At 59.9% G+C, this 15,824-nt stretch carries 14 protein-coding genes; 12 read left to right on the top strand and 2 right to left on the bottom strand.

From position 1 onward, the window contains the following. The first annotated feature begins 94 nt into the window (after positions 1-94). The 5 genes from ACRZ96_RS13765 to ACRZ96_RS13745 all read left to right on the top strand — a co-directional run bounded on the left by ACRZ96_RS13765 (position 95) and on the right by ACRZ96_RS13745 (position 3,522). Entirely contained in the window at positions 95-1,705 is a 1,611-nt protein-coding gene (locus tag ACRZ96_RS13765) for an FAD-dependent oxidoreductase (protein WP_170392681.1), read from the top strand. Between the two features lie 5 nt (positions 1,706-1,710). Continuing rightward, positions 1,711-1,908, top strand: coding sequence for a DUF2783 domain-containing protein (locus tag ACRZ96_RS13760; RefSeq protein WP_170392682.1), 198 nt, complete (start codon positions 1,711-1,713; stop codon positions 1,906-1,908). A 4-nt stretch (positions 1,909-1,912) separates the two neighbouring features. Further along, positions 1,913-2,455, top strand: coding sequence for a VOC family protein (locus ACRZ96_RS13755; RefSeq protein WP_480814752.1), 543 nt, complete (start codon positions 1,913-1,915; stop codon positions 2,453-2,455). Between the two features lie 7 nt (positions 2,456-2,462). Continuing rightward, positions 2,463-3,101: a maleylacetoacetate isomerase gene (maiA, locus tag ACRZ96_RS13750; RefSeq protein ID WP_480707367.1), complete on the top strand. Its 639-nt coding sequence runs from the start codon at positions 2,463-2,465 to the stop codon at positions 3,099-3,101. A gap of 88 nt (positions 3,102-3,189) precedes the next feature. After that, the gene (locus tag ACRZ96_RS13745; RefSeq protein ID WP_170802222.1) at positions 3,190-3,522 is read left to right on the top strand and encodes a DOPA 4,5-dioxygenase family protein; all 333 of its coding nucleotides are present in this window, start codon (positions 3,190-3,192) and stop codon (positions 3,520-3,522) included. Here ACRZ96_RS13745 and ACRZ96_RS13740 read toward each other — a convergent pair. Beyond that, complete coding sequence (locus ACRZ96_RS13740) at positions 3,519-5,147, bottom strand: acyl-CoA synthetase (RefSeq protein ID WP_480814751.1); 1,629 nt, start codon at positions 5,145-5,147, stop codon at positions 3,519-3,521. The genes ACRZ96_RS13745 and ACRZ96_RS13740 overlap by 4 nt on opposite strands. A gap of 221 nt (positions 5,148-5,368) precedes the next feature. Between ACRZ96_RS13740 and ACRZ96_RS13735 the strand changes: the two genes are divergently transcribed. Both ACRZ96_RS13735 and ACRZ96_RS13730 read left to right on the top strand, forming a co-directional pair. After that, the gene (locus tag ACRZ96_RS13735) at positions 5,369-6,760 is read left to right on the top strand and encodes an aminotransferase family protein (protein WP_480707365.1); all 1,392 of its coding nucleotides are present in this window, start codon (positions 5,369-5,371) and stop codon (positions 6,758-6,760) included. Between the two features lie 241 nt (positions 6,761-7,001). After that, positions 7,002-7,427, top strand: coding sequence for a GFA family protein (locus ACRZ96_RS13730; RefSeq protein ID WP_223116959.1), 426 nt, complete (start codon positions 7,002-7,004; stop codon positions 7,425-7,427). 170 nt (positions 7,428-7,597) lie between these two features. On the opposite strand, the gene ACRZ96_RS13725 is transcribed toward ACRZ96_RS13730, so the two are convergent. Next, entirely contained in the window at positions 7,598-8,158 is a 561-nt protein-coding gene (locus ACRZ96_RS13725) for a CHAP domain-containing protein (protein WP_170392689.1), read from the bottom strand. Between the two features lie 322 nt (positions 8,159-8,480). On the opposite strand from ACRZ96_RS13725, the gene ACRZ96_RS13720 reads away from it, so the two are divergent. From ACRZ96_RS13720 to ACRZ96_RS13700, 5 genes are all read left to right on the top strand, one after another. Continuing rightward, the gene (locus ACRZ96_RS13720; RefSeq protein ID WP_480707364.1) at positions 8,481-9,296 is read left to right on the top strand and encodes an ABC transporter substrate-binding protein; all 816 of its coding nucleotides are present in this window, start codon (positions 8,481-8,483) and stop codon (positions 9,294-9,296) included. 1 nt (position 9,297) lies between these two features. Next, on the top strand, positions 9,298-10,131 hold the full coding sequence (locus tag ACRZ96_RS13715) for an amino acid ABC transporter permease (RefSeq protein WP_010437538.1): 834 nt from the start codon (positions 9,298-9,300) through the stop codon (positions 10,129-10,131). Next, on the top strand, positions 10,131-10,862 hold the full coding sequence (locus tag ACRZ96_RS13710) for an amino acid ABC transporter ATP-binding protein (protein WP_480707363.1): 732 nt from the start codon (positions 10,131-10,133) through the stop codon (positions 10,860-10,862). The genes ACRZ96_RS13715 and ACRZ96_RS13710 overlap by 1 nt, the downstream gene beginning before the upstream one ends. 101 nt (positions 10,863-10,963) lie before the next feature. Continuing rightward, positions 10,964-12,439 carry a Y-family DNA polymerase gene (locus tag ACRZ96_RS13705; protein ID WP_480707362.1) on the top strand — a complete coding sequence of 492 codons (1,476 nt, stop codon included), beginning with the start codon at positions 10,964-10,966 and terminating at the stop codon, positions 12,437-12,439. Then, positions 12,436-15,783: an error-prone DNA polymerase gene (locus ACRZ96_RS13700; protein WP_170392694.1), complete on the top strand. Its 3,348-nt coding sequence runs from the start codon at positions 12,436-12,438 to the stop codon at positions 15,781-15,783. The genes ACRZ96_RS13705 and ACRZ96_RS13700 overlap by 4 nt, the downstream gene beginning before the upstream one ends. The last annotated feature ends 41 nt before the right edge of the window (positions 15,784-15,824 follow it).

Here is a 15,824-nt window from a genome sequence, read left to right as displayed (position 1 = left end):
ATTTGACAGTGAAACGCTAAGACCAACCCTCCGGCGCTATCCCGCCGGAGAACAGATGAGTTGTGCCCGCTGCACCAGAACTGGGAGAGAGACCGTGAACAAGATTTTCGAAGTTCCACTTTATGCCTACGAGGCCAGCCCGGATCAATCCGCGCCAGCGCCCGTGCGTCACAAGGTCATCGTTGTTGGGGCCGGTCCGGTGGGTCTGGCCGCCGCCATCGATCTGGCCCAGCAAGGGGTTGAGGTGCTGGTGCTGGACGACAACGACAAGGTCAGCTTTGGCAGCCGCGCCATCTGTTTTGCCAAGCGCCCGCTGGAAATCCTCGACCGACTGGGTTGCGGGCAGCCGATGGTGGACAAGGGCGTTCTTTGGAACAAGGGCAAAGTGTTCTTCGACGAACGTCAGGTTTACGAGTTCGACCTGCAGCCCGACAGCGGCGATCAGCGCCCGGCCTTCATCAACCTGCAGCAATACTATTTCGAGCAGTTTCTGGTCGACCGCGTCCGCGAATTGCAAGCGCAGGGTGCACCGATCGAAATCCGCGGCCGCAACAAGGTCGAAGCCGTTGGAACCCACCCCGATCACGTCAAGCTTGAGGTCGAAACGCCTGAGGGTTCATACACCATCGAGGCGGATTGGGTCATCGCCTGCGACGGCGCGGGCTCACCCATGCGCGCCATGATGGGTAAGGATTTTGTGGGCCGCGTGTTCGAAGACAACTTCCTGATCGCTGATGTGATTATGGAGGCCGATTTCCCCTCGGAACGCTGGTTCTGGTTCGATCCGCCGTTCAACAAAGGCCAATCTGCGTTGCTGCATAAACAACCCGATGGCGTCTGGCGCATCGATCTGCAACTGGGATGGGATATCGACAAGGAACGCGAAAAGCGCCCGGAAAACGTGATCCCGCGCCTCAAGGCCATGCTGGGCGAGGAGGTAAATTTCGAGCTGGAATGGGTCAGCATCTACACCTTCCAGTGCCGCCGGATGGAGCAATTCCGCCATGGCCGCGTGATCTTTGCCGGTGACAGTGCCCATCAGGTCAGCCCGTTTGGCGCACGGGGCGCAAACTCGGGCGTGCAGGATACCGACAACCTGTGCTGGAAACTGAAACTGGTGATTGAGGGCAACGCCCCTGAATCTTTGCTGGACAGTTACGATCAGGAACGCATTCACGGCGCGGACGAGAATATCCTGAACTCAACCCGCTCGACCGATTTCATCACCCCGAAATCGCAGATGTCACGCATCCTGCGCGACGCGGTGCTGGACTTGAGCGAGCACTATGACTTCGCCCGCCCGATGGTGAATTCTGGCCGCCTGAGCGTACCTTGCGTCTATGACGGCTCGTCGTTGAATTCGGCGGATGCGTTGAACGGGCCGACGCAGACGCGTCCCGGAGCGTCCTGCCCCGATGCGCCTTTGGGTGACGGCTTTCTACTGCCTAAACTGGCTGGACAGTTCACGCTGCTGACCATCGACGCCGATGCACCAGATGAGATCGAGGTCGATGGCATCATCGTCAAACGCCTGGCACTCTCGGTCAAAGACGACCCGACCCTAACGCTGAAGCGCCGCTATTTAGGCGATGCCAGCGGAGCGGTTTATCTGATCCGTCCCGATCAGCACGTGGCCGCCCGCCGCGACACCTACGAAGAAAATGCATTCCGGCACGCGGTGCGCCGCGCCACAGGCAAGGAGTAAGCGACATGGCTGATCTGATCCTCTCATCCAATCTGACCCAGGCAGACGATTTCTATGCCGATCTGGTGGCCGCCCATGAAGGGCTTGAGAAAGCCGAAAGCGATGCGTTCAACGCGCGCCTTGTGCTGGTTCTGGCAAACCACATCGGCGACAACGCGGTGCTGAAGCAGGCGTTGGACGCCGCTGCCCTGAAACAGGAGTAAGCCCATGAAAATCGAACAGATTCACCACGTCGCCTATCGCTGCAAGGACGCGAAAGAGACCGTAGAATGGTATGGCAAGATGCTGAACATGGATTTCATTCTGGCGATTGCCGAAGACCATGTGCCTTCCACCCATGAACCTGATCCCTACATGCACCTGTTTCTGGATGCCGGAAATGGCAATGTGCTGTCGTTTTTTGAGCTGCCTACCAAGCCGGAAATGGGGCGCGATCCCAACACGCCGGTTTGGGTGCAGCACATCGCATTCAAGGTGAAGGACCGTGATGAGCTGATCGCATTCAAGGACCATCTCGAAGCCAACGGCGTCGAGGTTCTGGGTGTCACGGATCATTCGATCTTTCATTCGATCTATTTCTTCGATCCGAACGGTCACCGGGTGGAACTGGCTTGCCCCGACCCCGAGGAAGAGGCCATGCTGGCCCGGCTGGATTCGGTCAAATGGGATATGCTCGAAGAATGGTCGCGCACAAAACGAGCCCCTCAGCATGCCGACTGGCTGCATGCCAAGGAACTAAGCAAAGGCTAACCATCGTATGTCCGAAGTGGTTCTGTTTGATTACTGGCGTTCGTCCGCCAGTTACCGGGTGCGGATTGCACTGAATCTGGCTGGGATCACCTACCGCCCGGTCGTCGTGGATCTGGTGAACGGGGCGCATCGCGCCCCGGATCATTTGGACCGCAACCCGCAAGGTCTGGTCCCGGTGCTGGATATCGATGGGGTTCGGTTGACCCAATCGCTGGCGATCATCGATTATCTGGATGAGACCCGCGAACTGGGTCTGCTGCCAACCGATCCGGCCAAGCGAGCCGCGGCGCGGGCATTGGCGCACAGTATCGCGGTGGATATCCATCCGGTCTGCAATCTGTCGGTTGCCAAACATGCCACCGCGCTCAGCCAAGGTGCAGGCGACATGCCCGGCGACTGGATGCGTCACTTCATCCGGCCGGGTCTGCTCGCGTTTGAATCGCTGCTGGGCGGCTTTGATCAATCCCCGTTCTGCACCGGTGAAACGCCGGGCCTGGCCGATATCTGCCTGATCCCACAGCTTTATAATGCGCGCCGGTGGGAAGTTGATCTATCCGATATGCCACGCCTGACAGCACTCGAGGCCGTCTGCGCCGAGCATTCGGCCTTTGCCGCAGCCCATCCTGACCTGCACGCTCCGCTCTGAACCGGCGCACAGAGTCTGTGTGGCGGTGCGGGTGCACAAATCCTCGCGCCGTCCTTAGGTTTCTATGCAACGACAGATGGAGAACCCCATGCCCAAGATCACCGGCTACCACGCCCATGTCTATTTCGACGCCGACACTCAGGACACGGCACGGCAGGTCTGTGAAGAGGCCGCGCGTCTGTTTCCCGCTGTCCAGATGGGCCACATGCATGCGCGCAATGTTGGCCCGCATCCGCGATGGAGTTGCCAGCTGGGCTTTCCAGCCGAAGCCTTTGATCAGGTCTTTCCCTGGCTGATCCTGAACCGGCAAGGGCTGACCATTTTCACCCATCCAGAAACCGGCGATCACGTGGCTGATCACCGGGATCGCGCTATCTGGATGGGCGAGATGCTGCCGCTTGATTTGTCGATCTTCGATTAAGCCAATTCACGCGCCCGGTCGCGCAGGATGAACTTCTGAATCTTCCCCGTCGACGTCTTGGGCAACGCCCCAAACACAACCGTCTTGGGTGCTTTGAAATGGGCCATGTGATCCCGGCAGAAAGCGATGATCTCCGCCTCATTCGCCTCTGCCTGCGGTTTCAATTCAACAAATGCACACGGCGTTTCACCCCATTTCTCATCCGGGCGGGCCACCACCGCCGCCTCCATCACGGCCGGGTGTTTATAAAGCGTGTCTTCGACCTCAACGGATGAGATATTCTCGCCGCCCGAGATGATGATGTCCTTGGACCGATCCTTCAGCGCGATATAGCCATCCGGATGCATCACCCCCAGATCGCCCGAGGCAAACCACCCGCCTTTGAAGGCTTTGTCTGTCGCCTCAGCGTTCTTGAGATAGCCCTTCATGACAATGTTGCCCTGCATGAATATCTCACCCATGGTTTCGCCATCCGAAGGAACAGGCTCCATGGTTTCCGGGTCTGCAACCATCAAGCCAGACAATGCCACGTATTTCACACCCTGACGCACCTTGAGCGCGGCGCGGTCGTCTGCACCCTTGTCGTTCCATTCGTCCTTCCACGCGCAGACGACGGATGGACCATAAGTCTCGGTCAACCCATAAACATGGGTCACCTCGACACCCATCCCTTCCATCGCTTCGATCACCTTGGCCGGCGGTGGAGCGCCAGCGGTCATCGCCTTAATCTGCTGCGTGAAATCCTTGAGGTGATCCGGTGCATTGGCCAGCATGTTCAGCACGATCGGCGCGCCGCAGAAATGAGTTACGCCCTCTTCTCGGAAGGCGCGATAGATCGGTTCGTCCCGTACGGCGCGCAGGCAGACGGAGGTGCCCGCATTGGCCGCCATCGTCCACGGGAAACACCAGCCGTTGCAGTGGAACATCGGCAAGGTCCACAGATAGACCGAATGCTGCGGCATCCCCCATGTCAGAATGTTCGACGTTGCATTCAGCGCCGCGCCGCGGTGGTGATAGACTACACCTTTGGGGTTGCCGGTGGTGCCCGAAGTATAGTTCAGCGTGATCGCATCCCATTCATCTGCGGGCAAAGACCAGTCGAACTCTGGATCATCCTCGGCCAGCAGACCCTCATAGGTCAGATCTCCCAATCGCTCGCCACCGTCAAAACTGGCGTCTTCGATGTCGATCACCAGAATGTTGTGATCCACCTGCGCTAACGCCTGTTTCACGACGCCTGAAAACTCGGGATCGACCAGCAGAACCTTGGCTTCGGCATGGTTCAGAATGAAGGCGATGATCGGCGCATCCAACCGCGTGTTGATCGCGTTCAGCACCGCCCCTGCCATGGGCACGCCAAAATGCGCCTCATACAGCTCGGGGATATTGGCCGCGATGATCGAGACTGTATCGCCCACGCCTACGCCACGCGTAGTCAGCGCGCTGGCCAGACGTCGGCTCCGCGCATAGGTTTCTGCCCAGCTATACCGGCGCTCGCCATACACAACGGATGGGTAATCCGGATACACTGCCGCCGTCCGCTCAAGATAGCTCAGCGGAGACAACGGCGTGAAATTCGCCGGGGTTTTATCCAGATGTTGCTGGTAGATAGGTGTGGCTGTCATCCGGCGATCCTCCCAAACTCGTCAGATTGTCGTATTGAGCACAAAGTTTACGTCATAACAAACCCGTATTAATACGCGTTTGAGCTACACTGGAGATATCCTATGGGCTAATCTGGCCCTACTTCACGCGCACCATTCGCGTTGATCTGCAGTATCACGTCACTTTGCGCCCGCCGGGACCTACTGATTCCCCGCGCGCCCCACTTTTGAAAGGACATGTCATGGACGGCACGTTCAACGAAAACGATCTTTCCCGCGTCGTCGAAGCCGACCGCGCCCACCTCTGGCATCACCTGATCCAGCACAAGCCGTTTGAGACCAACGATCCCCGTATCATTGTCGAAGGCAAAGGCATGCGCGTGTGGGACCAAAAGGGCAAAGAGCACCTGGATGCCGTATCAGGCGGTGTCTGGACCGTGAACGTGGGCTATGGCCGCGAATCTATCTGTAAGGCGGTTTATGACCAGCTGATGAAGCTGTGCTACTTCGCCAACACCGCAGGCTCGATCCCCGGTTCGAATTTCGCGGAAATGCTGATCGACAAGATGCCGGGCATGAGCCGCGTGTACTACACCAACTCAGGTTCTGAGGCGAACGAGAAGGCGTTCAAGATGATCCGCCAGATCGCGCACAAGAAATATGGCGGCAAGAAAACCAAGATCCTGTATCGCGACCGCGACTATCACGGCTCCACCCTGGCGACCATGTCGGCAGGTGGTCAGGACGAGCGCACCGCACAATACGGTCCCTTTGCACCCGATTTCGTGCGCGTGCCTCACTGCATGGAGTACCGCAAGCACGAGCTGGACGGCGCACCGGAAGAGAACTTTGGCGAATGGGCTGCAGATCAGATCGAAGAGGTCATCCTGCGCGAAGGCCCCGACACCGTTGGCGCCCTGTGCCTTGAGCCCGTGACCGCAGGCGGTGGCGTCATCGAAGCGCCTGAAGGCTATTGGCCCCGCGTGCAGGAGATCTGTATGAAATACGACATCCTGCTGCACATTGACGAGGTTGTCTGCGGCGTAGGTCGGACCGGCACGTGGTTCGGCTATCAGCAGTACGGCATCAAGCCGGACTTCGTGACCATGGCCAAGGGCGTTGCCTCGGGTTATGCCGCGATCGCCTGCATGGTCACCACCGAGGAAGTCTTTGACATGTTCAAGGACGACGCGGCAGACCCGATGAACTATTTCCGTGATATCTCGACCTTTGGCGGCTGCACTGCCGGTCCGGCGGCAGCGGTTGAAAACATGCGCATCATTCAGGATGAAAACCTGCTGCAGAACTGCGTCGACATGGGTGATCGCATGATGGGCAACCTGCAGGCGCTGATGGAAAAGCACAAAGTCATCGGCGACGTGCGCGGCAAGGGTCTGTTCCTCGGCGCCGAGCTGGTAACCGATCGGACCACCAAGGATCCGATGGACGAAAAGCGCGTTCAGGCCGTTGTCGCAGATTGTATGGCGCAGGGCGTCATCATCGGTGCCACCAACCGCTCGATCCCCAGCCGCAACAACACGCTGTGCTTCTCACCGGCGCTGATCGCGACAGCGGACGACATCGATCAGATCACCGACGCCGTAGACGGCGCGCTGGGGCGTGTGTTCGGCTGATCTAGGCAACGAACTACCATTGAACCACATGAAACCCGCCAAATTTCGGCGGGTTTCTTTTCATGAGGACATCAGCCAAGCGTATGAGCTGATGCCAAAGATACTCAATTTTCATTCAAATGGCGGGAAAGAGTCCAAATTGGCCCTGAGCGCCGACGTTTTCTGCTGATGAAACGTCCCAAAATATCCATCTCAAAACTTACCTGCGTCCTATGTTTCAGGAGTTTGGGAGGGAAATCGAATGGCGACGCACGGGTATTGTCTGTGTAAAAGAACGAGCTGGGCCTACCAGGGCAGTCAAACATGGGCATGCTATTGCCACTGCGATGATTGCCGTCGGAATTGTGCCGCGCCGGTGGTTGCCTGGTTAGGCGTGCCGATAGAGAACTTTGAGTGGACCGGCGATAAACCCGGCACTTATGAAAGTTCCAAAGGCGTTTTCAGGCACTTTTGCGGGACGTGCGGATCACCTATTGGATTTGAAGCCGATCATTATCCGGGTGGTATGCACCTTTACGCAGCGTCGCTCGAAAACCCGGAAGATTTCAAACCGACTTTTCACGTCAACAAGCAAAGCAAATTGCCTTGGCTGCAAATGACTGATGATCTCGACGCGTTTGAAGGCACATTGCTACACACCCCTAACGACCCAGACGGATATCGTTAGATGAGGAAGCCACCTGGTTTTCAAGTGGCTGCTTTGCGCTGCCCTGCAGTCATTGATCATGTGTCAATGTAAACATACCCGCCACCGAACACACGCGCACGGATGACAGCGGCAGGTCGGACGCTCGGCTTCACCGTACCAGCTACCGGCCGGGGCGCGGAGAGCTCAGATTACTCACCAAAATTCGGATAGATAAACCCGTTCACCGGGTACGAACTGCCGTAACTGCCCGGCCGGCTTTCAACCCGGACAAGCGTCCAATCATTGTTTTTGGACACGTCCCTCACGCCCATCTGCAACGACACCTTATTCCGGAGCCAGTTTGCGTGGTTCACAATGACTTCCCGCTCGGTGACAATATCGGACACGACAGCCACATGTCCCAGGGGCATCCCTCTGGTGGCCCGAAACGACATCACCGCACCGACCTCCGGTTCATTACCCCGGTCAAATCCATTGCGGGCCTTGCCCCACCAATCCTTGGCATTGCCACGAATTTCGATGCCGCTGAGGTTGCGTGCGTAGGGCACGCACCACACCCTTTGTCCCAGCGCATGTTTTCTTGAGACCTCTTGCAACGCCATGGCCTGACGTTCGGGATCCAAGTCCACCTCATTCGGATTCTTAGCACAGGCCGAGATCAGACTGAAAAGTCCCAAAACAACGGCAATTCGCGCGACGCCGGGCAGGCGCGACCAGATCGTATCGGTATTGCGTGCGTTGTACTGCAAGAAGGTTCTTTGCCGGTTTGAGTGGTGAAGCAGTTTTAATAATATCTTTAGGAAAAAGAAAAGAGCCCAACTGTTCTCCGGCAGAATATTGCCAGTTCCTGCGCCGCATTCCGACCGTTGGCCGAGCGTGCGGTCACTGATGCAACAGGTTTCCTCACTGTGTCGTCCCTGGGATTCCTGGCAGGCGAAGAGACCGGCACAATGTCATCGGACACATGAACGCCAACCCGTCCTGCAGGTCGACGATCAAGCATCCGCTGGACAGTCGGGTTAGGCAGAATTACTTTGACCGCAACCCAATCCAACAGGAGGTTTGTATCGGATGTCCAAGACACTCTCGATCGCGGCAACTTCAATTCTGTTTTTGTCAACAGCAGCCTATGCACAAGACCAATGCGCTGCCGGCAAAACGCTGACAGACGGCAAATTCACCATCGCAACGGGCAACCCGGCCTACTATCCGTGGGTGATTGATGACGCGCCTGAAAGTGGCGAAGGGTTCGAGGCTGCTGTGGCTTACGCCGTCGCCGAAGAAATGGGGTTCGCGGCCGATGATGTGGTCTGGGTCCGATCCTCGTTCGATGAGGCGATCCAACCCGGCGCCAAGGAATTTGACGTCAACATGCAGCAATACTCGATCACGCCCGAACGGGATCAGGTGGTCGATTTCTCTACCCCTTACTACACCGCCCCGATGGCAGTTCTGGTCAGCCCCAATTCGACCGACACTGCCCCGACGCTTGAAGCGCTGAAAGGTTTGCAATGGGGGGCCGTTGGCTCGACCACGGCGGTGCCAAAACTGGCCAGCATCATCCAACCTGACAGTGATCCGCTGCTTTATGGTGACAATGCTGACGTTAACGCCGCCATGTCGGCCAACCAGATTGATGCGGCCCTGTTCGATCTGCCCACCGCCCTGTTCCTCAGCGCGGTGATGATCGAAGGCTCAAAGGTCATCGGTCAGTTCCCGGCGGATGAAAATGACAATCCGGATCATTTCGGCATGCTGATGGAAGAAGGCAACCCTCTGAAAGCCTGCGTGGACGAGGCGCTGGCGGCACTCGCAGCTAACGGCAAACTGGCCGAAATCGAAGCCGTATGGCTGCAGGACACCACTGGTGTCCCTCTGATCAAGTAACATGGCAGATCATAAGGCGGCGGGGATGACCCGCCGCGAACGGTACGAGGCGCACCAACGACGCAGGTCGTTGGTGATCGCCACGATAAGCACGGTCACAGTTGTGGCCGCGATTTACTTTCTGGTGCCGCTGGCTCCGGGCTGGTCGAAGGTTCAGCAGAGCTTTTTTAACGGCGAGACGCTTGTCAAAACCTTCCCGAAACTGCTTGAGGCGTTTCGGATCAACGTGATGATCTTTTTGTGGTCCGCACCGGCGATCGCCGTGCTTGGCCTGTTGATTGCCTTGGCGCGGGATGCCAAATCACCTGCCCTGTTTCCGCTGCGCATCTTTGGCGCGGCGTTCACCGACATTTTCCGCGGCGTGCCAGTGATCCTGACGGTCTATCTGATCGGCTTCGGCATTCCGGGGCTCGGCCTGCCGCGCCCGTGGAATTCGCCTTACATATGGGGCTCGCTGGCGCTGATCCTGACTTACTCGGCCTATGTGGCTGAAATCTTCCGCTCAGGCATCGACAGCGTCCACCACAGCCAGCGCGCCGCCGCATTATCGCTGGGTCTGTCGGAACGGCAGGTGATGCGCGACGTGGTGCTGCCGCAGGCGATCCGCAACGTGGTGCCCTCACAGATGAACATGCTGATTGCGCTGCAAAAGGATGTCTCGCTGCTCAGCTTTATCGGCCCGGTCGAAATCTTCCGTCAGGCCGGGGTGTTCAAATCGCTGCTGGCGAATTTCACCCCTTATGTGGGGGCTGCGATCATCTTCCTGATCGTCACCATCCCCGCCACCCGCTACGCCGATCACCTGATGGCCCGCCAAATGCGAGAGAGGCGCTGATGCCCAAACTGGAACTTCAGGGCGTGGTGAAACGCTTTGGCGACCGCACGGTCTGTGACGGGATCAACCTGACCGTGGATGAGGGCCAGATGGTCTGCCTGATCGGCGCATCCGGGTCGGGCAAATCCACCCTGCTGCGCTGCATCAACCTGCTGGAACCCATCGAAGACGGCGCAATCTTTCTGGATGGCGAGGATATCTCGATCCCTGGTCTCAACCCGCAATCGGTGCGCGCCCGGATCGGGATCGTGTTCCAAAGCTTTAACCTGTTCCCGCATATGACCGCGCTTGAGAATGTCATGCTCGCACCTCGCCGGGTGCGTGGACTGACCCGCGCCGAATTGCAGCCCGAGGTCGAGGCGCTGTTCGCCCGGTTCGGGCTGTCCGATCGGATGCATAATTACCCTGACCAATTGTCGGGCGGTCAGCAGCAGCGTGTCGCCATCGTGCGCGCCTTGGCCATGCAGCCTGAGGTCATGCTGTTTGATGAGATCACCTCGGCCCTCGATCCCCAACTTGTGGGCGAGGTGCTGGATGTTCTGCTGATGCTGAAGAAACAGGGCATGACGATGGTGATGGCCACGCATGAAATGGGCTTTGCCCGCGAGGCCGCCGACAAGATCTGTTTCCTCGACAGCGGTCGGATCATTGAAGAAGGCCCGCCCGAAGCGGTGTTCGACCACCCTTCGCACCAGACCACGCAGGCCTTTCTGGCGCGGGCGCTGAAGTAAGCGCGCGGGCTCTGAATTCCTGACGATCTGGCCCTCAAGGACTCGACTCTTTGAGGGTCAAGAACATATAAGAACAAATGTAGAACATTTGAGGGTTTTATATGTTCGGCGGGATGCAGCGCCGCATCGTTTCACTCTGGTTTCCCCGGCTGGCAAGCGACCGGGCTTTGCGTGTGCGCCCGGCGGATGGGCCGTTTGTTCTGACGCTGAAACAGAACAATGCAAACCGGGTGTATTGCCTGAATGTGCAGGCCCAGCGGCAAGGCCTGCACAGCGGCATGCCCTATTCCGATGCCCGCGCCTTTTGCCCCGATCTGCAAAGCCATCCTGCCGACCCGCAAGGAGATCAACGGTTTCTGCACGCCCTGCGCCGCTGGGCCACGCGCTATTGCCCCTGGGTCGGGCTCGAGGGTGAGGATGGGCTGGTTCTGGACATCACCGGATCGGCGCATCTTGCGGGCGGGGAAGAGATGATGCTGACCGACATGCGCAGGCGTCTGGCCCGGGCCGGGCTGGCGGTGCAGATCGGTCTGGCCCCGACACGCGGCGCGGCCTGGGCTTTGGCCCATTATGGCGAAGGGGTTGCGACCCAGGATACGCTGAAGGCCATCCGCGCCCTGCCGGTGGCAGCGCTGCGGCTGGATGAGGATACCTCGGTCGCGCTGCAACGGTTGGGCCTGCGCCGGATTGGCGAGCTGGCGCAAACCCCGCGCGCACCGCTGACACGCCGCTTTGGCCCCGAGGTGCTGATGCGGCTGGATCAGGCGCTGGGGGATCAACCCGAACAGATTACCCCGCTGGCCGACCCGCCCCATTACGGCGTGCGCATGACCCTGCCCGAGCCCATTGGGCTGTTGTCCGACATGATGGCCGGGGCGGAACGGCTGCTGGAACGGCTCTGCGACAAGCTGAAAGCGCAGGAAATGGGCGCGCGCAAGCTGTGCATCACCTTGCGCCGGGTGGATCAGGACCACCAGCAGGTCGAACTGCGGCTGGCCCGCCCTCTGCGTGATCCATATCGCATCCTGCCCCTGTTCGAGCGTGGATTGACCGAGGTGGATGCAGGCTTTGGCGTCGATCAACTGCGGCTGGAGGCTACGCTGGTGGAACCCCTGCCGGTGCGCCAGATCAGCCGCGCCGCAAGCCGGGGCAAAGATCAACTGGATGACCTGATCACCCGCATCGGCACCCGGATCGGGTTGGATCAGATCCACCGCCTGCTGCCCGCGCAAAGCCACATCCCCGAACGCAGCTTTATCATCTCGCCCGCCGCCTATTCCGACCCTGCAGGCGGTTGGGTCGCCCTGCGCCCTCGCCCTCTGCAGCTGTTTCCGCCAGAACCTATCGCCGGATCAGGCCCGCACCCGCCGCGCCGCTTTCGCTGGCGGCGCATGTCGCTGACCACAGGCCGATCAACCGGCCCCGAACGCATCTGCCCCGAATGGTGGCTCGAGGATGAAAACTGGCGCACGGGCTTGCGCGATTACTGGCAGGTTGAAACCCGGCAGGGGCGGCGGTTGTGGCTGTATTACACGCCGCAAAATCCGGGATGGTTTGTGCATGGGGAATTCGCATGAGCAAACCGAACCCGCCCAGCTCGCACGCGCAGGACCCCGGCTATGCCGAGCTGGGCGTGACCACCAACTTCACCTTCCTGACCGGAGCCTCGCACCCAGAAGAGCTGGTGACCCGCGCGGCAGAGCTGGGCCTGAAGGCCATCGCGATCACCGACCGGAACTCACTGGCCGGGGTGGTCCGGGGCTGGAGCGCGTTGAAAGAACTGCGGCGCGAGGCGGAAGGCGCAGTTCAAATCCGCTCGCAACACCGGCTCGATTCCTCATCCCGGCAAGAGGTCGGGCATGTGCAGCCGATCGACAAACCAGATGTGCCCGCTCTGCCCAAGCTGATCGTCGGCTGCCGTCTGGTTCTGCGCGACAGCGCGGTGCACTGGCTGGCCCTGCCCCGCGACCGAGCCGCCTATCAGCGGCTGACCCGGCTGCTGACGCTGGGCAAGCGACGGGCCGAGAAAGGCGACTGTCATCTGGACCTGCAGGACATGCTGGCGGCCTGTCAGGGGATGATCCTAATCGCGCTGCCTCAGGCAGGGTTGAAACAGGCCATCCCCGACATTCAGACCGTCCGGCGGCAGTTCCCCAATGCGGTGTTTCTGGGGGCCGTGCCGCGTTATGACGGCAGTGACCGGGCCTATCTGGCGGCCTGTGCGCAGGCGGCGCTGCGGGCCTCGGCCCCGATGGTGGCGGTAGGCGATGTGCTGATGCACCGTGGCAACCGCCGCCAACTGGCCGATGTGCTGACCTGCATGCGCGAACACATCACGATTGACCAGATCGGCACCCGCGCCCTGCCCAATGCCGAGCGGCGGCTAAAAGGCTACGCGGATATGGCCCGGCTGTTTCAGGACCACCCCGGCGCGCTGCGCCGCACGCTGGAAATCGCCGACCGCTGCAGCTTTGACCTGAGCGAGCTGTCTTACGAATACCCAGACGAGATCGCCAGCACTGAAACCCCGCTGGCGCGGCTGGAACGTTTGGCCCACGAGGGGCTAAAACGACGCTATCCGGGTGGCCCGCCCAAGCGTGCGCTGCAATTGATGCAGAAAGAGCTGGCCCTGGTCGCCGATCTGGATTTCCCGGCCTATTTCCTGACCGTGCATGACATTGTGCAATTCGCCCGCTCGCAGGGCATTCTGTGTCAGGGGCGGGGCTCGGCCGCCAATTCGATCCTGTGCTATCTGCTGGGCATCACCGATGTCAGCCCCGACATGATCGCCATGGTGTTCGAGCGTTTTGTCTCGAAATACCGAGGTGAGCCGCCGGATATCGATGTGGATTTCGAACACGAGCGGCGCGAAGAGGTGATCCAATGGATTTACGAGCAATATGGCCGCCACCGCGCGGGCCTCTGTGCCACGGTCATCCATTTCCGATCCCGCGCGGCAATCCGCGAGGTGGGCAAGGTGATGGGCCTGTCTCAGGACGTGACCGCGGGCCTGTCCGGCCAGATCTGGGGGATGAGCAATGGCGGCGTTGATGCCGAGCGGCTGCAGGAACTGGGCCTCGACCTCAAAGACTGGCGCCTGATGCAGACGGTTCGCCTGATTGGCGAGATCATCGGCTTCCCGCGCCATCTGTCGCAGCATGTGGGTGGGTTCGTCATCACCAAAGGGCGGCTGGATGAGCTATGCCCGATCGAAAACGCCGCGATGGAAGACCGCACCGTGATCGAATGGGACAAGGATGACATCGACGCGCTTGGCATTCTGAAGGTGGATATATTGGGGCTGGGGATGCTCAGTTGCATCCGCAAGGCGTTTGACCTGATGCAACAGCACAACAGCGAAACCCTCAGCATCGCGACCGTCCCGCAAGAGGACGTGGCGACCTATGACATGCTGTGTGCCGCTGATGCGGTGGGCGTGTTTCAGGTCGAAAGCCGGGCACAAATGAATTTCCTGCCCCGGATGCGACCGCGCGAATTCTACGATCTGGTGATCGAGGTTGCCATCGTCCGCCCCGGCCCTATCCAGGGCGATATGGTGCAGCCCTATATCCGACGGCGCAACGGGCTGGAAAAATCCGAACCCTTCGGCCCTGCCTTGGAAGAGGTGACGCGGCGCACGCTGGGCGTGCCGCTGTTTCAGGAACAGGCCCTGCAAATCGCCGTGGTTGGTGCAGGGTTTTCGGCGGAAGAGGCGGATCACCTGCGCCGCTCGCTGGCCTCGTTCCGGCGCATGGGGACGATTGGCACATATCGTGACAAGTTCATCGCGGGGATGCTGAACAACGGCTATACGCCCGAGGTCGCCGACCGCTGCTTTGGCCAGATCGAAGGCTTTGCCGATTACGGCTTTCCCGAAAGCCACGCAGCGGCTTTTGCCATGCTGGCCTATGTCTCGGCCTGGATGAAATGCCACCACCCGGCGATCTTTGCCTGCGCGCTGCTGAATTCGCAGCCCATGGGGTTTTACGCGCCTGCCCAAATCGTGCGCGACGCGCGCGAGCATGGGGTCGAGATCCGCCCAGTCTGCGTAAACGCCTCGACCTGGGACAATCTGCTGGAACGTCGTGCTGACGGGGCGCTGGCCCTGCGGCTGGGCTTTCGCCAGATCAAGGGGTTCAAGCAGGAGGACGCAGATTGGATCGTGGCTGCGCGGGGCAATGGCTATCCGGACCCCGAAACGCTGTGGCTGCGCGCAGGGCTGCGCCCGGATGTTCTGACCCGTCTGGCCGAGGCAGATGCGTTCTCCGGCATGGACCTGACCCGGCGCGACGCCCTGTGGCATGTCAAAGCCATCCGCAGCCGAAGCGCCCTGCCGCTGTTCAATGACCCCATCGATGGCGAGAGCATCAATGAGCCGCAGGTCAACCTGCCGGTGATGCATCTGGGCGAGGAGGTTGTCGAAGACTACGTCTCGACCCGTCTGACCCTACGCTCGCACCCGATGGAGCTGTTGCGCCCGTCCCTGCCCGGCCTTGTGCCGCATGCCACGCTGCAGGACATCCCGCTGGGCCGCTACAGCGTCTGCGGGCTGGTGATCACGCGCCAACGGCCAGGAACCGCCTCGGGCGTGATCTTTCTGACGCTCGAGGATGAAACCGGGGTCAGCAATGTGGTTGTCTGGCCCAAGGTCTATGAACGATTTCGCCGCATCGTGATGGGCGGGCGCTTGCTGCAGGTCCGCGGGTATCTGCAGCGCGAGGGGATCGTCGTGCATCTGATCGCGCAGGAAATCACCGATATGTCGCATAAACTGTCCGAGCTTGGGCATCCGCTGGACGAGGCCATCGGCATCACCCAACCGCAAGCGGATGACACCCCGCGCCCCCGGCAGAACGGCCCAAGCGCCCGCCATCCGCGCGAACAGGCCAAGCGTCTGTTCCCAAGCCGGGATTTTCACTAGAACCCGCGCCAGCATAAGGCCAGTTTCAAAGAAACATCTGG

Source organism: Ruegeria sp. CF1 (assembly GCF_056537445.1).
This window is presented reverse-complemented; position numbering and strand designations above follow the sequence as displayed.